At 64.1% G+C, this 22,984-nt stretch carries 23 protein-coding genes; 13 read left to right on the plus strand and 10 right to left on the minus strand.

The window, feature by feature from the left end; all coding sequences use genetic code 11:
- Nucleotides 1-73: 73 nt before the first annotated feature.
- The 3 genes from ACVIJ6_RS14585 to ACVIJ6_RS14595 form a co-directional block, all read right to left on the minus strand.
- Nucleotides 74-1,144: an alpha/beta fold hydrolase gene (locus ACVIJ6_RS14585; protein ID WP_456776984.1), complete on the minus strand. Its 1,071-nt coding sequence runs from the start codon at nt 1,142-1,144 to the stop codon at nt 74-76.
- Nucleotides 1,145-1,375: 231 nt separating this feature from the next.
- Nucleotides 1,376-2,914: an acyl-CoA synthetase gene (locus tag ACVIJ6_RS14590; protein WP_456773254.1), complete on the minus strand. Its 1,539-nt coding sequence runs from the start codon at nt 2,912-2,914 to the stop codon at nt 1,376-1,378.
- 124 nt (nt 2,915-3,038) lie between these two features.
- Nucleotides 3,039-4,211, minus strand: coding sequence for an acetyl-CoA C-acetyltransferase (locus tag ACVIJ6_RS14595; RefSeq protein WP_456773255.1), 1,173 nt, complete (start codon nt 4,209-4,211; stop codon nt 3,039-3,041).
- Between the two features lie 138 nt (nt 4,212-4,349).
- On the opposite strand from ACVIJ6_RS14595, the gene ACVIJ6_RS14600 reads away from it, so the two are divergent.
- From ACVIJ6_RS14600 to ACVIJ6_RS14635, 8 genes are all read left to right on the plus strand, one after another.
- Entirely contained in the window at nt 4,350-5,009 is a 660-nt protein-coding gene (locus ACVIJ6_RS14600) for a TetR family transcriptional regulator (protein WP_456773256.1), read from the plus strand.
- 72 nt (nt 5,010-5,081) lie between these two features.
- Entirely contained in the window at nt 5,082-5,840 is a 759-nt protein-coding gene (locus ACVIJ6_RS14605; protein ID WP_456773257.1) for an SDR family NAD(P)-dependent oxidoreductase, read from the plus strand.
- 151 nt (nt 5,841-5,991) lie between these two features.
- A complete protein-coding gene (locus ACVIJ6_RS14610; protein WP_456773258.1) occupies nt 5,992-6,798 on the plus strand; it encodes an enoyl-CoA hydratase/isomerase family protein in 807 nt (268 codons plus the stop codon).
- Nucleotides 6,799-6,839: 41 nt separating this feature from the next.
- Entirely contained in the window at nt 6,840-8,708 is a 1,869-nt protein-coding gene (locus ACVIJ6_RS14615) for an AMP-binding protein (RefSeq protein ID WP_456773259.1), read from the plus strand.
- A gap of 85 nt (nt 8,709-8,793) precedes the next feature.
- Nucleotides 8,794-9,921, plus strand: a complete 1,128-nt coding sequence (locus ACVIJ6_RS14620; RefSeq protein ID WP_456773260.1) for an acyl-CoA dehydrogenase family protein — start codon at nt 8,794-8,796, stop codon at nt 9,919-9,921.
- 152 nt (nt 9,922-10,073) lie between these two features.
- Complete coding sequence (locus tag ACVIJ6_RS14625; protein ID WP_456773261.1) at nt 10,074-11,318, plus strand: acyl-CoA dehydrogenase; 1,245 nt, start codon at nt 10,074-10,076, stop codon at nt 11,316-11,318.
- A gap of 123 nt (nt 11,319-11,441) precedes the next feature.
- Nucleotides 11,442-12,689 (plus strand): acyl-CoA dehydrogenase, encoded by a 1,248-nt coding sequence (locus ACVIJ6_RS14630; protein ID WP_456773262.1) that lies wholly within the window; start codon nt 11,442-11,444, stop codon nt 12,687-12,689.
- Nucleotides 12,690-12,879: 190 nt separating this feature from the next.
- Entirely contained in the window at nt 12,880-13,527 is a 648-nt protein-coding gene (locus ACVIJ6_RS14635) for a nitroreductase (RefSeq protein WP_456776985.1), read from the plus strand.
- Between the two features lie 628 nt (nt 13,528-14,155).
- Here ACVIJ6_RS14635 and ACVIJ6_RS14640 read toward each other — a convergent pair.
- The 4 genes from ACVIJ6_RS14640 to ACVIJ6_RS14655 all read right to left on the minus strand — a co-directional run bounded on the left by ACVIJ6_RS14640 (nt 14,156) and on the right by ACVIJ6_RS14655 (nt 16,804).
- Nucleotides 14,156-14,839 carry an acyl-homoserine-lactone synthase gene (locus tag ACVIJ6_RS14640; protein WP_456773263.1) on the minus strand — a complete coding sequence of 228 codons (684 nt, stop codon included), beginning with the start codon at nt 14,837-14,839 and terminating at the stop codon, nt 14,156-14,158.
- 81 nt (nt 14,840-14,920) lie between these two features.
- On the minus strand, nt 14,921-15,655 hold the full coding sequence (locus ACVIJ6_RS14645) for a helix-turn-helix transcriptional regulator (protein ID WP_456776986.1): 735 nt from the start codon (nt 15,653-15,655) through the stop codon (nt 14,921-14,923).
- A 157-nt stretch (nt 15,656-15,812) separates the two neighbouring features.
- Nucleotides 15,813-16,610, minus strand: a complete 798-nt coding sequence (locus ACVIJ6_RS14650) for an enoyl-CoA hydratase/isomerase family protein (RefSeq protein ID WP_456773264.1) — start codon at nt 16,608-16,610, stop codon at nt 15,813-15,815.
- A complete protein-coding gene (locus tag ACVIJ6_RS14655; RefSeq protein ID WP_456773265.1) occupies nt 16,607-16,804 on the minus strand; it encodes a hypothetical protein in 198 nt (65 codons plus the stop codon). Before ACVIJ6_RS14655 ends, ACVIJ6_RS14650 begins: the two co-directional genes overlap by 4 nt.
- A gap of 783 nt (nt 16,805-17,587) precedes the next feature.
- Between ACVIJ6_RS14655 and ACVIJ6_RS14660 the strand changes: the two genes are divergently transcribed.
- The 4 genes from ACVIJ6_RS14660 to ACVIJ6_RS14675 all read left to right on the plus strand — a co-directional run bounded on the left by ACVIJ6_RS14660 (nt 17,588) and on the right by ACVIJ6_RS14675 (nt 20,327).
- Complete coding sequence (locus tag ACVIJ6_RS14660; RefSeq protein WP_456773266.1) at nt 17,588-18,256, plus strand: Crp/Fnr family transcriptional regulator; 669 nt, start codon at nt 17,588-17,590, stop codon at nt 18,254-18,256.
- Nucleotides 18,257-18,275: 19 nt separating this feature from the next.
- Nucleotides 18,276-19,160, plus strand: a complete 885-nt coding sequence (locus tag ACVIJ6_RS14665) for a DUF6537 domain-containing protein (protein ID WP_456773267.1) — start codon at nt 18,276-18,278, stop codon at nt 19,158-19,160.
- 306 nt (nt 19,161-19,466) lie between these two features.
- Nucleotides 19,467-19,817: a DUF3307 domain-containing protein gene (locus ACVIJ6_RS14670; protein WP_456776987.1), complete on the plus strand. Its 351-nt coding sequence runs from the start codon at nt 19,467-19,469 to the stop codon at nt 19,815-19,817.
- A 123-nt stretch (nt 19,818-19,940) separates the two neighbouring features.
- Nucleotides 19,941-20,327 carry a hypothetical protein gene (locus tag ACVIJ6_RS14675; RefSeq protein ID WP_456773268.1) on the plus strand — a complete coding sequence of 129 codons (387 nt, stop codon included), beginning with the start codon at nt 19,941-19,943 and terminating at the stop codon, nt 20,325-20,327.
- A 33-nt stretch (nt 20,328-20,360) separates the two neighbouring features.
- On the opposite strand, the gene ACVIJ6_RS14680 is transcribed toward ACVIJ6_RS14675, so the two are convergent.
- Together ACVIJ6_RS14680 and ACVIJ6_RS14685 are read right to left on the minus strand one after the other, a co-directional pair.
- Nucleotides 20,361-20,681: a YkgJ family cysteine cluster protein gene (locus ACVIJ6_RS14680; RefSeq protein ID WP_456773269.1), complete on the minus strand. Its 321-nt coding sequence runs from the start codon at nt 20,679-20,681 to the stop codon at nt 20,361-20,363.
- Complete coding sequence (locus ACVIJ6_RS14685) at nt 20,674-21,372, minus strand: helix-turn-helix transcriptional regulator (RefSeq protein ID WP_456773270.1); 699 nt, start codon at nt 21,370-21,372, stop codon at nt 20,674-20,676. Before ACVIJ6_RS14685 ends, ACVIJ6_RS14680 begins: the two co-directional genes overlap by 8 nt.
- A 217-nt stretch (nt 21,373-21,589) precedes the next feature.
- On the opposite strand from ACVIJ6_RS14685, the gene ACVIJ6_RS14690 reads away from it, so the two are divergent.
- Nucleotides 21,590-22,318 (plus strand): glutathione S-transferase family protein, encoded by a 729-nt coding sequence (locus tag ACVIJ6_RS14690; RefSeq protein ID WP_456773271.1) that lies wholly within the window; start codon nt 21,590-21,592, stop codon nt 22,316-22,318.
- 1 nt (nt 22,319) lies between these two features.
- Here ACVIJ6_RS14690 and ACVIJ6_RS14695 read toward each other — a convergent pair whose 3' ends face one another.
- Nucleotides 22,320-22,952, minus strand: coding sequence for a pyridoxamine 5'-phosphate oxidase family protein (locus ACVIJ6_RS14695; protein ID WP_456773272.1), 633 nt, complete (start codon nt 22,950-22,952; stop codon nt 22,320-22,322).
- Nucleotides 22,953-22,984: the final 32 nt, after the last annotated feature.

Consider the following 22,984-nt stretch of genomic DNA (forward strand, 5'->3'; position numbering starts at 1 on the left):
GCCCGGATGCAGAAACGTCAACCCCGAATGTTCGTTCCTCGATTCGCTTGATAGTTCGGCACAACGTGCGGAATCAAGCGGTCGATTTATTCAGGAAGGTGAACAGGAGCTCGTTGACACGTTGATGTTGCTCCTGCTGCACCCAGTGTCCGGCGCGATCGATCAGCTCGCACATGACCATCCTGGTACAGACTCGGGATTGCATCGCTTCAAACACGCCGGGCCGTTGGTAGATGCCCCAGTCTTGCAGACCGGAGATGAATGCTGACGGAACGTCGATGGTCCGATCGGACCAGGTCTGCAATTCGGCGTCGAACAGACCTGACGTGCCGCAGCGATACCATTGCAGGCCGCCCTGAAAACCGTTCCGTTCATATTCGGCGGTGTAGACCGCAAGCTCATGATCCGGCAGCCAGCGATGAGCTGCGACCCCGTCGCAACTGGGCATCACCTCGGCGACGGTCTCGGCCATCGTCTTGTCGAGGTCCATGACGTAGTAGGTCGGCAGCTTCGCAAGCTCGGTCGCATTCCATGCCTGCAGCGGATGGGGTTTGTTGCCCGGCCAGTCCGCGCTCTTGTGATGATAGTAAGCGCGCAGGAAATCATGCAGGCCTTGCGGTGCGCGGTGCATGTCGGCATCGGCCTGTCGCGTTGAATAATACCATTGATAATGCTTGCGCGGCCGCGGCAGCGTGGCCAGCTGGCGATGCACGGCATCCTGTTGCGATGTGAACGGGTGATCGGCGATGCCGAACGGCGCCGCCGGCGGTCCGGCGAACGGGGCGCTCATCATCACGACCGCGCCAAAGACATCGGGGCGGATCACCGCGCACCACGCGGCGACAAGGCTGCCAAAGTCGTGGCCGACCACGGCCGCGGCGTGGCGGTGGCCGAATGCGTAGATCACGCCGAGCGCATCGCGCACGAGGTTGGTGAAGCGGAACGGGGCGAGGTCGCCATCATAGTCGGCGCTCCAGCCGGTCGTGCGGCCATAGCCGCGCTGGTCGGGCGCCAGCACATGATAGCCGGCCGCTGCAAGCGCCGGCATCACCTTGCGCCAGCTAAAGGCGAGCTCGGGAAAGCCGTGCAGCAGCAGCACACACGGCCGTCCCGGCGTTTCGAAGCCGGCCTCGAGCACATGCACGCGCAAGCCGTTGATGCCGTCGACGAAGCGGGAGCGGATGGAGGGTGGCAGCGGGAGCGGGGCAAGAGACCGAGACATGGCGTGTACTCTCCTCGCGTCGTCCCGGCGAACGCCGGGACCCATAACCACAGGATAACGTGGCGGGGCGTGCAGGCAGCTCCAGCCTTCGCAAAATTCAAGACAGTGGCGATGGGTCCCGGCGCAAGGCCGGGACGACAGCCTGCCTGAGGGTCAGGCCGCGCCCTTCTTCGGCCAATAGCGTTCGCGCAAATGGCGTTTGACCAGCTTGCCGGTCGGGGTGCGCGGCAGCTCCGGCTCGAAGTCGATCGAGCGCGGGCATTTGATCGGCGAAAGATGCTGGCGGCAGAATAGCATCAGCTGCTCCTCCAGCGCCTTGCCGGCGCGGGACATGTCGTGCGGCTGCACCACCGCCTTGACCTCTTCTCCCATCTCCTCGTTGGGCACGCCGAACACGGCGACATCAGCGACGTCGGGATGGGTGATGAGAACGTCCTCGGTCTCCTGCGGGTAGATGTTCACGCCGCCGGAGATGATCATGTAGGATTTGCGGTCGGTGAGATAGAGGAAGCCGTCGGCATCGAGATAGCCGACATCGCCGAGCGTCGACCAGCCCTTGTCGTTGTAGGCCCGCTTCGTCTTCTCCGGATCGTTGTGATAGGAGAATTGCGGCGCGTCGGCGAAATAGACCGAGCCGATCTCGCCGGTCGGCAGCTCCTTGTCATCCTCGCCAAGAATCTTGATCTTGCCGACGACGGCGCGGCCGACGCTGCCGCGATGCTCCAGCCACTGCTTCGAGGTGCACACGGTGACGCCGTTGCCTTCGGAACCGGCATAATACTCGATCAGGATCGGTCCCCACCACTCGATCATCTTCGCCTTCACATCGACCGGGCAGGGCGCCGCGGCGTGGATCGCGCCTTTCAAGGTCGAGACGTCGTAACGCCTGCGCACGTCATCCGGCAGCTTCAGCATGCGCACGAACATGGTCGGCACCAGCTGTGACTGCGTGACCTTGTATTTCTCCACCAGTCGCAGGAAGTCCTCGGCGTCGAAATGCTCCATGATGATCGAGGTGCCGCCAAGCACGATCGCCATCATGTTGAAGCGCAGCGGCGCCGCGTGATAAAGCGGCGCCGGCGACAGATAGATGCTCTCGGCATTCATGCCGCACATGTCGGCGCACAGCACGCGCAGGAACTGATTCGGCGTCTCGATCGGATTGCCTTCAAAGTCCTTCTTGATGCCCTTGGGCCGCCCGGTCGTACCGGACGAATACAGCATGTCATAGCCAGCGACCTGGTCGGCAATCGGCGTTTTGGGCTGCGCGCCGGCCTCTTTGTCCCAGGAGCGGAAGCCGGGTTCGGGCTCGTCGACCATGAAAAACATCGGACCATCGGCCGCAGTCACGAGGTCGCTGACCTGCTCGGCGCATTTCGGCGAGGTGATGAAGACCTTGGCGCCGCAATCCTTGATGATGTAGGCGATCTCGTCCTTGGTGAGATAGCGGCTGATCGCTGTGTAATAGAGGCCGGAGCGCTGCGCGGCCCAGGCGATCTCCATGAAGGCGAGCCGGTTCTCCATCAGGAAGGCGACGTGATCGCCTGCCTTCAGCCCCAAAGCGCGAAACAGCTGCGCCCCCTGATTGGAGAGCTCGTCGAGCTCGCGATAGGTGATCGCCTTGCCCGTCCCCGCCATCTGATAGGCGATCTTGTCGGGATGGCTCTGGGCATGAATGGAGGGGTGGGTCATGAAAGACTCCGGCGGGGAGGCGCGAATGACGACTGGCGAGCTGCGAATAGGAAATGGCGAATAGGGGGCGACTGGGCGGGCGGAGCGCGACCGCTCTCCCCATTCGCCACTCGCTATTCACCTCCTACAGCCTTTCGACGATCGTCACATTCGCCATGCCGCCGCCTTCGCACATGGTCTGCAGGCCGTAGCGCTTGTTGCGCTGCTTCAGCGCATGCAGCAGCGTGGTCATCAGCTTGGTGCCGGAGCCGCCGAGCGGATGGCCGAGCGCGATGGCGCCGCCATTGACGTTGAGGCGGCTGGGATCGGCGCCGGTGGTCTTGAGCCAGGCGGTCGGCACTGATGCAAAGGCCTCGTTGACCTCGTAGAGGTCGATGTCGTCGATCGACATGCCGGCCTTCTGCAGCGCGCGCTGCGTCGCCGGCAGCGGCGCCTCCAGCATGATGACGGGATCGCCGCCCATCATGGTCATGTGATGCACGCGGGCGATCGGCTTGACGCCGAGCGACTTCAGGCCGCGCTCGTTGACGACCATCACGCCCGAGGCGCCGTCGCAGATCTGGCTGGCGGTCGCCGCCGTCAACTTGCCGTTCTCGGCGATCAGCTTGACGCCCTTGATGCCGTCCAGGCTGACATCGAAGCGGATGCCCTCGTCGATATGGTGGGTGTCGGTCGAGCCGTCCGCGCGGGTGATCTGCAGTGGGACGATCTCATCCTTGAAATGGCCGGCTTGGGTCGCGGCAATCGCGCGCTGGTGGCTGTTATAGGCGTATTCGTCGAGCTCGTCCTTGGACAGCCCGTACTTCTCCGCCATCATCTCGGCGCCGGTGAACTGGCTGAACTGGATATTCGGATAGCGGCTCTGCATGTTCGGGCTCATGTAATGCCCGAAGCCGTTCTTGGCCGGCAGCGTCGAGGCGAGGCCCATCGGCACCCGCGTCATCGACTCCACGCCCGCGGCGATCACGACGTCCATCGCGCCCGACATCACCGCCTGCGCGGCGAAATGCAGCGCCTGCTGCGACGAGCCGCATTGGCGGTCGATCGAGGTGCCCGGCACGCTCTCCGGCAGCTTCGACGCCAGCACCGCGTTGCGCGCGATGTTGGTGGATTGCTCGCCGGTCTGCATCACGCAGCCCATGATCACGTCCTCGACCTGGTCCGGCGCGGCGCCGGAACGCTCGACCAGCGCGTCCAGCACCTTCGCGGCGAGATCGGCCGGATGCCAGCCGGCCAGACGGCCTCCCTTGCGGCCGCCGGCCGTGCGTGCAGCCGCGACGATATAGGCTTCCGCCATGAGGTTTCCTCCCTAGACTTGGTGTTCGTGATTGGCTGCGATTTAAATGCGCGATTGAGAGTTAGTCAATCGATCAATTAATTCTTGAGATCAACTTCGGCTTGGGCTTATCTGGCTCCATCATCAGTGGGACACGTCTTGGGATCTCAGCTACAGAACAGCGCGCCGGAGAGACTTCCCGCGGGGCGGAATGCCACCGCGGAGAAGCTGTTGGATGCCGCGAGCGAACTGATGATCGCGCGATCCTCGATCGAGATTTCGCTGAGCGACATCGCGCAGAAGGCCGGGGCGAATGCCGCGCTGGTGAAATACCATTTCGGCAACAAGGACGGCCTGCTGCTGGCGTTGCTCGCGCGTGACGCGGCGACCGAGGTTGCCAATCTCGAATATCTGCTGGCGCAGCCGATTTCGCCGACGGCCAAGCTGAAGCTGCACATCAGCGGCATCATCCGCGCCTATCACCGGTTTCCCTATATGAACCGGCTGATCCATTATCTGCTGCATGAGAGCAGCGCCGAGGCGGCTGACGAGGTGTCGAAGTTCTTCGTGGCGCCACTCCTGGATTTCCATCGTCGGCTGATCGAAGAGGGTATCGCCAAGGGCGAGTTTCGCGCCGTCGATCCGGTGCTGTTCTACACCAGCCTGATCGGCGCCTGCGATCATCTGTTCTTCGGCCGTCACGCGATGTCGCGCGCGATCGGCGTCGGCCCGGTCACCGATGATGTCTGCCGCCAGTACATCGCCCATATGGAGGCGCTGATCTGCGGTGGAATCGTGAAAGGAGCGAATGGTGAGTAGGGAGTAGCGAATAGGGGCTCGGCTCCATTCGCTACTCGCTATTCGCCAATAACAAACAACGGAGGAACCATCATGCAGTTGAACAATATTGCCGTTCTCATCACCGGCGGTGGCTCGGGTCTCGGCGCCGCCACGGCGCGCGCCATGGCGGCCAAGGGGGCCAAGGTGGCCGTGCTCGATCAGAGCCTGGAGAATGCAGAGAAGGTCGCTGCCGAGATCAAGGGCGTCGCCTTGCATGCCGACGTCACCAATGAGGACCAGGTCAAGGCCGGCATCGCCAAGGCCGAGGCCGCGCATGGCATCGCCCGCGTGCTCGTGAACTGCGCCGGCATCGGCGGCTCGCAGCGCATCGTCGGCAAGGACGGCGTCTATCCGCTCGCCAAGTTCGCCCGCATCATCAACGTCAACCTGATCGGCACCTTCAACGTGCTGCGGTTGTTTGCGGAGCGCCTGGTCACCGCCGAGCCGATCGGCGAAGAGCGTGGCGTTGCCATCAACACCGCCAGTGTCGCGGCGTTCGAAGGCCAGATCGGCCAGATCGCCTATTCGGCCTCGAAGGGCGGCGTCGTCGGCTTGACGCTGCCGGCCGCGCGCGATCTCGCCAGCCAGAAGATCCGCGTCAACACCATCGCGCCTGGCCTGTTCCTGACGCCGCTGCTGATGGGCCTGAACGAAGAAGCCCGCAAGAGCCTCGGCGCCCAGGTACCGCATCCGGCCCGTCTCGGCGATGCTTCGGAATACGGCAACCTCGCGGTTCACATCGTCGAAAACCCGATGCTGAACGGCGAAACCATCCGCCTCGACGGCGCCATCCGCATGGCGCCGCGCTAACGGCGAGCTCCGTGTCGTCCCCGCGAAAGCGGGGACCCATTCGCCGCGGCGTTTGTGAGAGGCAAACTCGCGGACGCCGCACTCTAACCAATCAAGCCGGTGACTATGGATCCCGGCGTTCGCCGGGATGACACTGAGGGTGGAGCGCGCGATGTCCCAACCGCTGCTGATCGAGCACGACAATGGTGTCGACCGGGTGACGCTCAATCGTCCGGAGAGCCTCAATGCGCTCGATTCCACGCTGATCGACGCGCTCAATACCTATTTCGAGGGTCTGCAGCGCAATCGCACCACGCGCGTCGTGGTGCTGAAGGGCGCGGGACAGAATTTCTGCGCCGGGCTCGACCTGAAGGCCGCGATGCAGCGGCGTGGCGGCGTCAACGAGCCGCCCAGTGTGACCGAGTCGCTCGACTCGCAGCGGCGCATTGCAGACATCGTGATGCTGATGCGGCGCTGTCCGCAGCCGATCATCGCGCTGGTGCAGGGCGCGGCCGCCGGCGGCGGCTTCGCGCTGGCGCTCGCCGCCGACATTCGCATCGCCTCACGCTCGGCGCGGATGAACTGCGCCTTCATCAAGCTGGGGCTTGGCGGCTGCGACATCGGAACCAGCTACTTTTTGCCGCGCCTCGTCGGCGTGTCCGTCGCCTCCGAGCTCATTCTCACCGGACGCTTCATCGGCGCCGACCGCGCGCTGATGGTCGGGTTGGTGTCGGAGATCGTCGAGGAGGACATGCTCGAGAGCGCCGCCGCGCCCTTCATCGATGCGATGATGAGCGCCTCGCCGGTCGGGCTTCGGCTGTCGAAGGAGTGTCTCAACATGAGCGTCGACGCCGCATCGATCGATGCCGTGATCGCCATGGAGGATCGCAACCAGGTGCTGTGCAGCCGTTCGGAAGATTTCAAGGAAGGCATTCAAGCCTTCCTTGAGAAGCGCAAGCCGGTCTATACCAACCGCTAGATATCAAGATCCGCAAAGGACGATATTTCGGGAGACGCAAAATGGACGGGACGGCAGCGAAGGTGCTGGAGAAGCCGGCATTCCGCAAGGTCAATTGGCTGGCGCGCGACATCGACGTCGAACGCCGTGCCGATGGCGTCATCATCATCAAGTCGCGCATTCCGCTGCAGGCCTATGAGCCGCATCTCGCCGCGCCGCTCGCCCGCTGGGCCAAGGACGCACCGACGCGGACCTGGCTTGCGCAACGCAGCGGGCCCGAGCGGCAATGGCGCAAGCTGTCCTATGCGGACGCCAAGCGCACCGTCGATGGGCTGACGCAAGGGCTGCTCAATCTGAAGCTCGACGGCCGTCCTGTTGCGATCCTCTCCGGCAATTCGATCGAGCATGCGCTGCTGACGATGGCCGCGATGCAGGCGCGGCTGCCGGCGGCGCCGGTGTCGCCGGCCTATTCGCTGATGAGCCATGATCACCTCAAGCTGAAATATCTGTTCGGGCTGGTGAAGCCGGGTGTCGTGATGGTGCAGGATGGCCCGACCTTCGAGAAGGCGCTCAAGGCGCTGGATCTCGACGGCGTCACCGTGGTTCACGTTGCACGTCCATGTGAGGGTATTGCGAGCATCAGCTTCGCCGATCTCGCCGCCACGCCGGTGACGTCGGAGGTCGCGGCGTCGATCGCGCAGATTACGCCGGAGACCGCCGGCAAGCTCTTGTTCACCTCCGGCTCGACCGGCATGCCCAAGGCGGTCATCAACACGCAAGCGATGATGTGCGCCAATGCGGCGATGATGATGCAGACGCGCCCGCGCGGGCCCGATGCGCCGATCTCGACGGTGCTCGACTGGATGCCGTGGAATCATACCATGGGCGGCAACGCGCTGTTCAATCCGCTGCTGATCGAAGGCGGCACGCTGTACATCGACGATGGCCGGCCGATGCCCGGCCTGTTCGACGAGACGATCAGGAATCTGCGCGAGGTGTCGCCGACCTACTACGCCAATGTCCCCGCCGGCTACGCCGCGCTGGCGGCTGCGATGGAGAAGGACGACGCGCTGTGCCGCTCCTTCTTCAAGGATCTGGGCATCATGGCCTATGGCGGCGCGCGGCTGCCGGATGATCTCTATGAACGGATGCAGGCGCTTGCGGTGAAGACCACCGGCGAGCGCATCGTGTTCTACACCGGCTGGGGCTCGACCGAGACCGCGCCGACCTCGACCGGCACCTATTGGAACACCGAGCGCGTTGGCCTGATCGGCCTGCCATTCCCCGGCGTCGAGCTGAAGATGGTGCCGACCGGCGACAAATACGAGCTGCGGCTGCGCGGCATCAACGTGATGCCCGGCTATTTCGGCCAGCCTGAATTGACCAGGAAGGCGTTCGACGAGGAGGGCTTCTACTGCATCGGCGATGCCGGCGTGTTCGTCGACCCCGCCGATCCGGCGCAGGGCATCATCTTCGCCGGCCGCGTCGTCGAGGATTTCAAGTTGACCACCGGCACTTTCGTGCATGTCGGCTCGCTGCGCACCGACGCGATTGCCGCCGCCACGCCGGCCGTCCATGATGCGCTGGTGACGGGCCAGGACCGCGACTATGTCGGCCTGCTCGCCTGGCCAAATCTGCATGCCTGCCGCCAGCTGGTCGGCAATCCCGAGGCGACGTTCGAGGATGTGGTGAAGCATCCGGCCGTCATCGATTGCGTCCGTCGCGGCCTCGAAGCGCACAACAAGGAGTGCGAGGGCGCAAGCAGCCGGCGCATCGGCCGCGCGATGCTGATGGTCGAGCCGCCGTCGATCGATGGCCATGAGCTGACCGACAAGGGCTACATCAACCAGCGCGCCGGCCTCGAACGCCGCGCCGCGTTGGTCGAGCGGCTCTATGCCGCCGAGCCCGACAGCGACGTGATCGTACTGTGACGAGGTCGTTGCAACTCGCTCGCTGTCGTCCCCGCGAACGCGGGGACGACCACCAAGATACTTTCAAACGATAGAGTGACATCCCATGAACTTCGATTTCTCCGACGATCAGAAGCAACTGCGGGACCAGGCGCGGAAATTCCTCGCCGAGAAGTGTCCGCCCAAGGCGGTGCGCGTCGTGCTCGACGGGCAGGCACCCTATGACCGCGCGCTGTGGAAGGGCTTTGCCGAGATGGGCTTCCTCGGCGTGGCCATTCCGGAAGAATATGGCGGCGCGGGCGCCGGGCATCTCGAGCTGTGCGTGATTGCCGAGGAGGTCGGCCGCGCGCTGGCGCCAGTGCCGTTCTCTTCGACGGTGTATCTCGCCGCTGAGGCCCTGATGCTGGCCGGCAACGATGCGCAGAAACAGACGTGGCTGCCGAAGATCGCGAGCGGCGAGGCGATCGGCACCTTGGCGCTGTTCGAGGGCACGGGCAATCCCTCGCCGAAGGCGATCAGGCTGGACGCGGCGAACGGTGTCCTCAATGGCGTCAAGACGCCGGTCGCTGACGGCGCCATTGCCGATCTCATCATCGTCGCGGCGCGCACCGCCTCGACCGGCCGCGACAGCGACATCTCACTGTTCCTCGTCGATGCGAAGGCCGGTGGCGTCGACGCCAAGGCGTTGAACAATATCGATCCGACCCGTGGCCAGGCGGAGCTGACGTTCAAGACCTGCAAAGCGGAGCCGCTCGGCGCTCCCGGCGAGGGGTGGAGCATCATCACCCAGGTGCTCGATCGCGCTGCGGTGCTGACGGCGTTCGAGCAGGTCGGTGGTTCGGACCGCGCGCTGGAGATGGGCCGCGACTACGCGCTGGATCGTATCGCCTTCGGTCGTCCGATCGGCTCGTTCCAGGCGGTCAAGCACATGCTTGCCGACATGTATGTCTCTGCGACCCTGGCGCGTTCGAACGCCTATTACGGCGCCTGGGCGCTCTCGACCAACGCGCCTGAATTGCCGGAGGCTGCGGCGTCGTCGCGGATCAGTGCGACGCAGGCCTATCAGCACTGCGCCAAGAACAACATCCAGGTCCATGGCGGCATGGGCTTCACCTGGGAGTTCGACTGCCACATGTACTACCGCCGCGCCAACGCGCTCGCGCTCGGCCTCGGCAGCCTCTCTTACTGGGAAGACCAGCTGATCGACCGCATGCGCAAGCGCAACGCGGCGTGAGATGAAGCTCGAGTCTCTGCCGTCATTGCGAGGAGCCGAAGGCGACGAAGCAATCCAGAGTCTTTGTCACGGCCCTGGATTGCGTCGCCTCGCTCGCAATGACGAGACCGACAATGTGGACTGATCAAATGCACCAGAGCAGGGTTTGAACCATGAACTTCGATGACACCCCGCAGGAGGCCGCGTTCCGCAGCCAAGCCCGTGCTTGGATCGCCGCCAATGCGCCGAAGGAATATGAAGACGAGCTGCGCGCCACCTCGCTTGGCCGCGTCGGGCTGAAGAACGCCGATATCCTTGAGGTCGCCAAGGTCTGGCAGAAGAAGAAGGCCGATGCCGGCTGGGCCTGCCTGCATTGGCCCAAGGAATATGGCGGCCGCGGCGCCTCGCCGATCGAGCGCGTGATCTGGCAGCAGGAGGAGGGGCCGTTCGGCAAGCTCTCTGGCCTATTCATCATCGGTCACGGCATGTGCGCGCCGACCATGATGGCCTACGCCTCGGAGGAGCATAAGCGCCGCTATCTGCCGCCGCTGGCGTCGGGCGAGAAGGTGTGGTGCCAGCTGTTTTCCGAGCCCGCGGGCGGCTCTGATGTCGCGGGCCTGCGCACCCGCGCCGAGAAGCGCGGCGACGACTGGGTGATCAACGGTCAGAAGATCTGGACCTCGGGCGCGCATTACTCCGACTACGGCATCCTGCTGACGCGCACCGATCCGACCGTGCCCAAGCACAAGGGGCTCACCATGTTCTTCCTGGACATGAAGAGCAAAGGTGTTGAGGTGCGTCCGATCAAGCAGGCGAGCGGGCATTCGGACTTCAACGAGGTCTATTTCACCGACGTCGTGATTCCGGACAGTCAGCGCCTCGGCGCCGTCAATGACGGCTGGAACGTTGCGCTCACCACCTTGATGAACGAGCGCATGTCGATCGGCGCCGGTGTCGCGACCGGCTTCCCCGAGCTGTTCGCCTTCTGCTCCAACCTTATGCTGGACGATCGTCCGGCGATCGAGGACCGCAATGTGCGTTCCAAGCTCGCGAGCTGGGCCGTGAAGGCGAGCGGGCTGAAATACACCAGCATGCGCGCGATTTCCGCGCTGTCGAAGGGTGAGCGTCCCGGCCCGGAGAATTCCATCGGCAAGCTGGTCGCGGGACCCATGATCCAGGACGTGGCGGCCTATGCGCTCGATCTGCAGGGTGCGGCCGGCGTGCTGAGCGGTCCCGAGGCGGAGCTCGCCGGTAAATTCCAGGCGATGCTGCTGCGCGCCCCCGGCACCCGCGTCGAAGGCGGCACCGACGAGATCATGCGCAACATCATCGCCGAGCGCGTGCTCGGCCTGCCCGGCGACATCCGGGTCGACAAGGACGTACCGTTCAACCAGGTGCCGACCAAGGGACGCGCCTAGACGTCGTGGAATGGTAGGGCGGGTTAGCGCAGCGTAACCCGCCGTTGACGTGGACGGAGCTGATCAAGCGGCGGGTTACGCCTTCGGCTAACCCGCCCTACGCATATCAAGTGAGGTTAGGGCATGAACTTCGATGACACTTCGCAGGAAGCCGCCTTTCGCGAGACCGCGCGTGCCTGGGTCGCAGCCAACGCGCCGAAGGAGCTCGAGGCGGAGCTGGCGAGCTCCTCGCTCGGGCGCATCCGGCTCAAGCATGCCGATATCGTCGAGGTCGGCAAGGCCTGGCAGAAGAAGAAGGCCGAGGGCGGCTGGGCCTGTCTGCACTGGCCAAAGGAGTATGGCGGCCGCGGCGCGACTCCCATCGAGCGCGTGATCTGGCAGCAGGAGGAGGGCGTCTACGGCAAGCTGACGCAGCCGTTCCAGATCGGCGAGGGCATGTGCGGCCCGACGGTGATGGCTTATGGGAGCGAGGCGCACAAGCGGCGCTACCTGCCGAAGCTCGCCTCCGGCGAGGAGATCTGGTGCCAGCTGTTCTCCGAGCCCGCGGGCGGCTCGGATGTCGCCGGCCTGCGCACCCGCGCCGAGAAGCGCGGCGATGACTGGGTGATCAACGGCCAGAAGATCTGGACCTCGGGCGCGCACTACTCCGATTATGGTCTTCTGATCACGCGCACCGATCCCACCGTGCCCAAGCACAAGGGGCTCACCATGTTCTTCCTGGACATGAGGAGCCCGGGCGTCGAGGTCCGTCCGATCAAGCAGGCCAACGGCATGCAGGAGTTCAACGAGGTCTATTTCACCGACGTGGTGATCCCGGACAGTCAGCGCCTCGGCGCGGTCGGCGATGGCTGGAACGTGTCGCTGACCACTCTGATGAACGAGCGCATGTCGATCGGCGCAAGGCTCGCCACTGGCTTCCCAGAAATATTCGAGTTCTGCACCAACCTGATGACCGACAACGGGCTTGCGATCGACGACCGCGCCACGCGCTCCAAGCTGGCGTCCTGGGCGGTGAAGGCGAGCGGGCTGAAATACACCAGCTACCGCGCGATCTCGGCGCTGTCGAAGGGCGAGCGGCCCGGACCGGAGAACTCGATCGGCAAACTGGTCGCCGGTGTCATGCTGCAGGATATCGCAACCTATGCCATGGATATCGAGGGCGCCGCAGGCGTGCTCACCGGCGCAGACGAACAGGTCACGCAGGGACAATTTCAACAGATGCTGCTGACCTCGCCCTCGATGCGTATCGCCGGCGGCACCGACGAGATCTTGCGCAACATCATCGCTGAGCGCGTGCTCGGTCTGCCCGGTGACATCCGTGTCGACAAGGATGTGCCGTTCAACAAGGTGCCAACCAGGGGACGGAGCTAGACCCCTCATTCTGAGGAGCTGCGCAGCAGCATCTCGAAGGATGAGGCCGAGATCAAGGCCTCATGGTTCGAGACGGCGCTGCGCGCCTCCTCACCATGAGGGGAGGCCCATCGGTCGGAGCGAGAACCATCCAATGCAAACAGATGCCAAAGCCGTGCAGACAGGCCCCATTGCCATCCTCGAAGAGCTGATGGCCGCGCGGTTCTCCTGCCGCAGTTTCCGGACCGATGCGGTGTCGCGCGCGACCATCGAGCGCATCCTGACGGCGGCGCAGAAGACGGCATCGTGGTGCAACAGCCAGCCCTGGCGGGTCGAGATCACCTCGGGGGCGGCGACGGAGGCGTTCCGCAAGGTGATGTATGCGGCAGCGTCGGGCGGCAAGCCGGCCGCAGGCGATTTCCCGTTTCCGCGCGAATACAAGGGCGTCTATCTGGAGCGGCGCCGCGAGAGCGGCTTTCAGCTCTACAACGCGCTCGGCATTGAACGCGGCGACAAGGCCGGCTACGCGCGGCAAGCGCTGGAGAACTACAATTTCTTCGGTGCGCCGCATGTCGCGATCATCCATAGCGACGAGGCGCTCGGCACCTATGGTGCAATCGACTGCGGTGGCTATGTCACGAGCTTCATGCTGGCGGCGCAGGCGCTCGGTGTCGCCACGGTGCCGCAGGCGGCGCTGGCATTTCATTCTGACCTGGTGCGCCAGCATTTCGGCCTTGCAGACGATCGCAAAATCGTCTGTGGCATCTCGTTCGGCTATCCCGACCCCAGCCACAAGGCCAATTCCTACCGGACCAGCCGTGCCGCGATCGCAGACACCGTCCGCTTCGTCGACAAATAGGATCATATCCTGGTGCGCTTGCGGCCCGTGTCACGGCCGCCAGCACGCTCTTCAAAGCGGCTTAACCACCGCAGATCAATTGCGTGTGTCCGGCCGACGTCGCGCCCCGGATCAAATGCGCTCTGCGCGGCGGCTTGGCGGCAGCGAACTCGGGCCGTGCATTCGGGCCAAGGCGAGGAGGCTCATCGCCTCCGGTCAGCTGCGGATCGTGCTGGCTTGTTCAAATTGCATCTAAATCAATGGCTTGATAGTCAGCCGGAGGTAGGCTCGCTCTTGATCGGAGGGCGATGGGACATGAGACTTGGCCGCGAGCCGCTAATTGGTGGTGTTGGTTGACGGGGGCGAACATTTTTCCTTGAGTTCATGAGCCTCCAGCAACGATATTGACAAAATCCTTTCTAACATTTTGAGTTGCATCGCGCGGGCGTCCACGATGCAAAATTGCAGGCGCTCAATGATCTTCTCGATTGAAGGTTCAGTCACGGCTCAAAACCTGAAGTGTCAGCTATGGATTCTATGAACACGCCGTCCAACCTTTACGCCCTGGAGGTGGATGAGGCGACGATCCTAGGTCACCGCCTCTTGAAGGCCTTCCACAAGCTGAGGCTGACGCGGCACCGTGAACAACTCATTGCGCTGGCTGAAAGGCTGGCGGAAGATGAAGAAAGATATCCGGCAGGGCCTGGCGGCTGACGCCTTCGAGTCCCTGCCAAGTCAGCGTGGGGCGGGTGAGGCCGATCTGGTTGCAAAGCGACTTCCAGGTAGTCTCATCGCAATCGACCAGGACGGCCATGACAGCCATGCCGTCCATCATATGTGGGACTCCCAAGGGCTTCGCCTTCCAGCCGCATTTCTCGAAGCGGGGTAGCCACCAGGTTTCGAGGACGATCGAAAAACCGGTCAGTCCAATCGAGATGCCATACTCCATGATCGCGGTGAGCAGCAGCAGATCGATCCGCGGGCCGGCATGCTCGCCGCGGCGTTCGGGGATGACAAAGATGCGCGACAGCTCGTATACGTCCGGGCGCTGGATCGGTCCGCGCAGATTGAGATAGGGAAAGACGTCGCTCATCAACGTCGGCACCATTGTCGGCACCGCGCGCATCGAGCCGATCAACTGGCCCTTGTCGATACAGAACAGATAGACCGAGTCTTCAGTGTCGAATTGATCGATCTCGCGCCCGTCCGGACGATCGAGCGCCATCCATTTGCGCTGCTTGACATAGATCTCGTGACGCATCCGGTAGTATGGATCGAAGTATCTCTCGTAGAGAGCGCGATTGTCTTTTCGAACGACATGAATCTCAGGCATTGAAACCCCCGGTCGTCTGGAGCGGTTGGGGCCTGCAGATTGCCGATGTCCAATGATTGTTCCAGTGGCAAAAACGCCAGATCAGATCGTGATCTCGCCGTTGACAAGGGCGGTCGCAACAGTCGCCGTCTTGTTCTTGGTCTCCAGCTTGCGCTGGGCCTCTTCGAGATGCCAGCGAACGTTCCGCTCCGACACGCCAAGGATGCGTGCGGTTTCCCACGCTGTCTTGCCACGCGCTGCCCAGCTCAGCACTTCGGCTTCGATCCGTGACAGGCGCCGGCTCTGCCCCCCCGACGTTGCACGCGCGAGGGCGCGGAGCCTCGAATGGGTAAAGATGCTGATCAGGTGGAGCGCGCCACGGGCATCCGGCGCGAGATTGGGCCGCTCGCCCGCCAGGCTGACCGCGCCAACCGCATCGTCATAGTGGATGGGCACGCAGAAGCCTTCGTTCAATCGGAAGTCGCGCGCACGCGTCATCACTTCGTGCGCCCCCGGCTCATCGTTGCGGTCATAGGGCGCTTCCGACCACGCGAATGGATTCAGAGTCGAGAGGCAGTGCCGCGGTATAGGATCGTAGCGGTGGAACTGCTCCCGGGCATACAGGTCGAACCATTCGCTGGGCCAGCCATTGGCCAGGATCGTATGCTTCAGCGACTGCCCGGGGGCCGGCACGCCGGCCATGATGTAAGCGTGGAAACCCAGGTCGCCGATCATCTTCTCGAATTGGGAGAGCACGCTTGCGCTGGTCTTCGATGCTTCGATCGCATCGACATAGTCCAGAGCACGTCGCCCCCAATATGCATCTATCACTTGCATGTGAAAGTCTCCGCCCGAAGCCAAGCTAGCCGCGCGCAAAAGGCTGTCAACCGCAAATTGGAGCTTTGTTGCGATAGTTCGTTGAACGTGTGTCAGCACACCGTCTGGATACAGTAGGATGCATGCAAAATGCAGAAGTCCTGCGAGTGCATTGCGCTCAGAATCGTGGCCTTCTCTTCTCTGCAAACGATTTCATTCCCTCCTTTATTTCGTCTCCTTCCATGCTGTCCTGGTGTCTGCGGCGGGCTGCCGCATCGTCGAGAGTCCCGCGGGCAAAGTCGTTGATAGCTCGCTTCATGCCGCGCATCGCGAGGGGGGCATTCTCGGCCAGCAGCGTTGCTAATCGACCAACCTCCGCATCGAGCGCGTCGCTTGCGACCATGCTGGTGAGATAGCCGATGCGCAGCATCTCCGCCGCTCCGATCTTCTCCGCCGTGAGGAAGAGGCGCTTGGCGTTGTCGATTCCCAGCCGGGAGACGTAACGCTTGATGCCGTTCGGGTAGTAGTGCAGCCCGAGCCGTGCGGCCGGCATGAACATCTCGGCCGTGTCGATCCCGATGCGAAAATCGCATGCCAGCGCCAGGTCGGTCGATCCGCCATAGACCCCGCCATTGAGCCGGCAGATCGTCGGCAGGGCGAGATCCTCCAGCCGATCGACGACGCTCTCGAAGGACGGGCCCGTGCCGCCGGCTGGGTTCGTCTCGGCTGCGCCGCCGATCGCGCCAAGGTCGTAGCCGGCGCTGAAGGCGCGTCCTGTGCCGGTCAGGACGAGGACGCGCAGGCTGGGATCGGCTTCGACGCGATCGAACAGGGCGTTCAGCGCGCCGAGATCTTCCGGCTGCAGACGGTTGAGATGCCGGGGGCGATTGAGCCGGATCGTGGCGCGCGCGCCATCGATGGTCAGCACTGGCGTGCTCGGCGCCTCCGCGGCTTCCTCTGTCCGTTGGTGGGTCATGTCCTGTGCTCCATGGCGCGGCGTTGGGCTTCGACGTCGATGCTCTGCAATAGATCCGCGTGGCGCGCCATAGCGAGGATGGCGGTCTTCAGGCCGAAAATGCCGAGGCCCGAGATCATCACCATGGCGCCGACGACCCGGACCAGCGGCATGACCGGCAGCAGGTCGCCAGAGCCTGTCGTGGCCGAGGTCACCACGGGCCCAACACAGCGCGGAGGGAATGGCGCCGCTGCACCATCAGGAAAAGCCGCGAGCACCAACGCGAGTGAGCATGTTCCACGACGAGCCCCCGCCGCGGGCGGGGATCGCCGGGGACGATCTTGGCGATCCAGGTCTCCGCAAACAGCCATCCGCGACGGGGGGCACGCCTCAACCGAGTACCGCCGGTGCAGCGACTCGGGAGATCGTATCGAGCAGGCCGTGCCCAGACCCGAGACACGCCGCGAGACGGCTGATCCGGGCGGCCTGGTGAACCCCGGCAGCCCGTTGGACGACAAAACAGCAGGGCATTTCCAGGGTAGGGCGATGATCCAGCGACCGGCGGCATCACCGGTTGCGTCCACTGTCAGCCGGACCATGGCGGTCATTCCGTGCGCAACGGCCAGGGACTTCGCCCGCGTCAGGTGTCGTCTGTATCTGTCGTCCGGTCGTCACGGCAAGGCAGGCCTTCAAGCCCAGGATGGGCTGCGGTTAGGCCATCGGCGGCGGGGCGCCTGTCGCGGATCGAGCACTGCGGGGACATGACGGCAAAGTGCCCTCAGCAGGGAAGGCCGGTCAACGATGCCAGGGGCTCGGCCGGGGGAGGCCTGACCTCACGTCAGCATCGGCGATGGGAATTTTTTCGTCCTGACTCGAATACCGGTTCAAACGTCGTCTGTTCGCCGTATATCACAAGTGGGCATTGACACGCTAAATTCGCCAGGGAGGCCGGAACCAAATCGCCCGTCCTCCTGCATCCAAGAGTCTGGTTGATCCCGATGGATACCTCTCACCTGGTCGAACATGCAGGCGCCGCAGGCAGCCTCTTCGCGTCGATCTTCGTGGTCGCGACGCTGTCGATGCGGACGATGATCCCGCTGCGGATCTTTGCCATCCTGACCAATGTCGTGCTGATCGCGACGGCGTTGCCGATGCACAATTATCCCGTGCTGGTGCTGCACGGGGTGTTGCTGCCGCTCAACAGCTATCGCCTGCACCAGATGCTGCAGCTGGTTCGCGACGTGAAGCAGTCGGTCAACAGCGACCTGTCGATGGAGTGGCTGAAGCCCTTCATGACCGAACGCAAATGCGCCAGCGGCGAGGTGCTGTTCTACAAGGACGAGAAGGCTGACAGCATGTACTACATCGTCAGTGGCCGCTTCCGTCTGGTTGAATCCGGAATCGAGCTGCCGGTCGGGGCGATTGTGGGCGAGTTCGGTATGATATCGCCGTCCAATACGCGCACGCAGACGCTGGAATGCGTCGAAGGCGGGCTCGTGCTGTCGGTATCCTACGATCAGGTCGAGCAGCTCTACGTCCAGAACCCCGCCTTCGCGTTCTATTTCCTGCGATTGGCCAGCGCCCGGCTGTTCCAGAACATCGAGACCCTGGAGCGGCGGCTGGCGCAGCAATCTGCCGCACCGGCGGTGGTCGCCAAATCGGCGTGACCGGGGAGCGCTGACAGTCGTGGAAAGTGTCCGGTCCTCGCTGAGATATTTGTTCGCCGATATCATCGGCGACGCGGATGGCGAGCCGCCTTTCCTGCCGGCCGGCCTGCCGGACGCCGCCGCTGCCGCCGTCAGCGACGGCATTCATCTGCTGATGGACTATCAAGGCGCGCGTTACGCCCAGCTCTATTTGGATCGCCTCAAGCGCTTTGTGCGCCGATCGAACGTCGATGCCGCCACGCTGTGCCGGATCGCAGAGCTCCTGGCCGCGCGCATGGCCTATGAGGATCCGATCCGCATCGCGCAGCTCAGATTGGCCGAGCTGGAGGCGGGGCGGGCGATCCGCGGCCGCGACGGCGATGATCTCAGGCGGTTTCGGCTCGACGAGCTGATCGGGGTGCTGCCACAGGCGCTCGCCGATTCGCTGCTCACGGGCTTCGAGCAGATCGGATGGCTGGGGCGGCGCCGGCTCAAGGTCCGGTTCTCGACCCGGTCGCGTCTCGCGGTGCGTCGTCTGCGCATGATGGCGGGGCTGCGGCGCTGGCGGTTGCAGTCGGTGCGCTATGCCGAGGAGCGTGTCTGGGCCGAGCGGTGGCTCCACATGATCGCGCGTGCGCTGGACAAGCAGCCTGCCGCGGCGAGCGCCGTGATCGAGACTGCAGCCATGATCCATGGACAGGGCGACGGCTATCGCCAGGGCCTTGCGGATTGGCATGCGATCATCGACGGCCTGGTCAAGCCGACCTTCGACGGCGTGCTGCCGATCTCGGACCTCGCCGCTGCGATCGCGGAAGCGCGCGCAGCGGCGATGCCGGATCCGCGCCAGGCGGCTCTGAAGCGCGCGATCGCGCAGATCCGCGTTCAGGTGCTCTCGGTCGAAGCGAACAGCCACGCGGCGGAGTGAGCTCGGCAGTGAGCGCCGCGCGTGCGCTCTGCGAGCCTATGCTTTGGCGAGCGGGCGGTAACCTTATCCTTCGCACGAGGGTTGAGAAGGGTAGTGGAGTGCGAATTGCGGTTCCCTTTCGCGTGCAATTCGGCGGCGGAGATGTCATAAACGTTCCATACGCGTCGAATTGGCCGGGTTTTCTCAACAGACTGCGCTGAACGCCTCCAGTTCCCGGTGCGTGCAAGGTTAGTCGTAGCGAGAGCGTCAGCTTTGTCTTTACCCTCTTTGTCGTCGCAGGTTCCGGTTGGTGCGCTGGTCGGCTGGATGCTGCTGCTCACGTTCAAGCATGTCATTGCCGATTTCGTTCTGCAGAATGCGTGGATGGCCTATGGCAAGGACCAGCGGAAGGGCTGGGCGCTGCCGCTGCTGGTGCACTGCCTGATCCACCTTGCGGTGGCCATGGTGCTGATCCTGATCGTGGCGCCGAAGTTCTGGTTCGTCGCGGTCATCGACTTCGCCATTCACATCACCGTCGATCGCCTCAAGGGCATCTGCTCGTCGCGATTCGGCGTGACCATCGAACATCCCTGGTTCTGGACTTTGATCGGCGTCGACCAGGCGCTGCATCATTTGACCGGCTTCGGACTGTCGATCTTCATGGCGGCCAACGGCTGACGTCGCCGAGTCCGTACCGCGTCGCGGGCTGGCGCGGCGGCTCACAGCCGGATCTCCGTTCTCGAACATGGTTAACCAGACGTTAGCGATTCGCGTCGCATCCTTTCGACAGAGGATCGTGCCATGTTTGCCAGCCGTAATGCCTTCGACAGCGACGACTGCCCGGTCGGCGATGAGCTTCTCGGCGCGCTCTACCGCGCGGACGAGAACGGGCTGCCCGCTCTGGTCGAGAGCGTGTCGGCCGATGTGAGGGCGATGCTCGCGCTATTCTGTTACCGTCGCGCCCATCTGCATTCGCTGGCGCTGGCGATCGCCTCCAGCTGCAGCGAGCAGGATCTGTCGGACGCCGGCGGACGCGTCGGTGCCGCGCTCTACGCCCAATCCCGCAAGAGCGGGCGGCCCGCCCCGCTGTCCAGCCGCAAGCCGATCTCCCTGTCGACCATGCCATTGTCGCCCGTCGCGCCACTCGACGACGAGCTCGATGACGAGCTTGCGCCCGTCACAACCTGAGCCGATCGTCAGGTCAGGTCAGGTCAGGTCAGGTCAGGTCAGCGCAGGCAGGCCAAATTTGCGCCGCGCCATCGCGCACTCAGCGTCCCCCGGCATGCAGGTCCGGCAGACCTCCGGACGGATCGCGTAGATCCGGCAGGTAACCGCTTGCGCGATCTCGCCGTCGAGCGCGCAGCAGCGATCGTTCTCGCAGCGCATTCCCGACAGCCGCTCATTGACCAGCTCGGCCGGAATCAGATCGAGCGCTGCATCCTCCTCGATCGTGAAGCGCGGCCAGTTCGACGAATAGGCGCAGCAGGCGCCACAGCTCTGACAGGAGCTGGCGTCAGTCTGATTGGACGGTTGTTCAGACATCCTTGGGAACCTCCCACACCAGGCTGCGCCGCCATTTGGCGCGCAACGCTTCGCGGCGCTCGGGGTATTTGTCGTCGAGATAGTCCGCCTCGACCACGCGGTCGGTGCGGAAGCTGCGGAAGTCGCGGCGCAGCTCGCACCAGGCGGCGAGGATGCGGACCGCGTCATGATAGCCGATCGCGATCGGCCAGATCACCCGCTCGCTGTTGCGGCCCTGCTCGTCGCGGTAGCGCAGCCTGATCTTGCGCCCCTCGTGGATCTGCGACCGCGTGCGTGACATGTCGATGCGATCCGGCTCGCGGCTCCAGGGCCGCGGTGCCCGGCTCGCCGGCTCCAGCACGAACGGCCGCAGCCGCTCCGGCACGGTGTCGGCGATCTTGGCCATCAGGTCCTCCGCCGCGCGCGCCAGCACCGGGTCGGCATTGACCGCCACCCATTGCGCGCCGAGCACGGCAGCTTCGATCTCGTCCGGGGTGAGCATCAAAGGCGGCAGATCAAAACCCTTCTCCAGGATGTAGCCCATGCCGGCCTCGCCGCGGATCGGCACGCGCTGCCCGATCAGCGTGGCGATGTCGCGATAGATCGTGCGCTTCGAGGTCTCCAGCTCGGCCGCGATCGCATCCGCCGTCAGCGGACGCCGCGTGCGTCTCAGCACCTGGATGATCTGGAACAGCCGGTCGGCGCGTCTCATGGTGTGTCCTGCGGAAGCGATCACCCCGCCGCTGCTGACAGGATGCTGGCAGCAGCCTGTCCTTATACCGGGCCAACAACGAGATTGAAGGGGTGATGTCGATGATGATGCTTTATGGCCTTGGCCTTGCCACCACGCTACTGCCGCTGCTGACACCATGGTGGCAGCAGCATGTTCGTAGCGTCCGGCGTCTGCTCAGGAAGTCGGGAGTGCTGTCATGATCACGCTGTTTGGTTTGGGCGCGGGCTTCGGCCTGCCGGAGATCAGCCCCTTTGTCACCAAGACGGAGGTGCAGCTGAAGATGGCCGGCCTCGCTTTCCGGAAGCAGCGCGCGATGCCGCCGGCCTCGCCCAAGGGCCAGCTGCCCTTCATCGACGATGCCGGCGAGCTGATCGCTGATTCGACCTTCATCCGTGCGCATATCGAGCGCCGTTACGGTTTCGATTTCGATTCCGGGCTCGATGTGCGCGCGCGGGCGCAGGCCTGGGCATTCGAGCGCATGATCGAGCATCATCTGTATTTCGCGCTGGTCGGCGCGCGCTGGGTCGATCCGGTGAACTTCGCCAAGGGCCCCGCGCATTTCTTTGACGGCGTGCCGGAGGACAAGCGCGAGAAGCTGCGCGAGGACGCGCAGTTCCGCGTCGCCGAGAACTATCTGATCTCCGGGCTCGGCCGCCATGCGCCGGACGAGGACGTCGATCTCGCTGCGCGCTCGCTGCGGGCGCTGTCGGTGCAGCTCGGCGACCGGCCCTATCTGATGGGCGATCGTCCCTGCGGCACCGACGCGACGGCGTTTGCCGTCATCGCCGGCATCCTGACGCCATTCTTCGACTCCGAGCTGCGCCGGCGCACCGAGACTTTTGGCAATCTCGTCGCCTATGCCGATCGCATGATGGCGCAGTATTTTCCGGAGTTCGATTGGGGGCGTACGCAACAGGCCGCCTGAGCTAGACGGCGGGGCCGGGCTCGCCCTTCAATCGCGCCAGCTCGGCTTCGAGCTCGGCGATGCGGGTGTCGCGGACGGCAAGCGCCTCCGCGACATCGGCCGCATCGAACTTCTGCGGGATGTGTTGCGGGCAGTTGGTGTCCCAGGCCTCGATCGTGAACAGGATCACCTGCTCCGGCCGCGCTTTGTAGCCCCCAGGCATCAGCGACGCCGTCAGCGCGGCATCGTCCTCGACGACGCGGGCCGTGCCCCAGATCTTGACCCGACGCCGATGCGCATAGTCCATCAGGAAAATATAGGCGCGCGGGTTGTCCGCCAGGTTGCCCTGCGTGATGTATTGCCGGTTGCCGCTGTAGTCGGCGAACGCCAGCGTCCGGCTGTCGAGCACCTTCAGGAACCCCTTCGGCCCGCCGCGATGCTGGATGTAGGGCTGGCCGTCGGCCGAGGCGGTGGCGAAATAAAAACTCGTGGCGTCGGCGAGCCGGCCGGCGAGGTCGGAGTCGACCTCGTGGCGAAAGCCGCGCGTCTCCTCGACGCGGGCATAGCTCTCGCGCGATCCCTTGCGCGCCTGGATTGCCCTGACGGTCGGTGAGAACATGATATCGGCGGGTGCCCGGGTGGCGGTCTGGGTCATGGCAATGACTCCTTGTCGATGCGGCAGTGGCT

Source organism: Bradyrhizobium sp. USDA 4369, assembly GCF_054056435.1.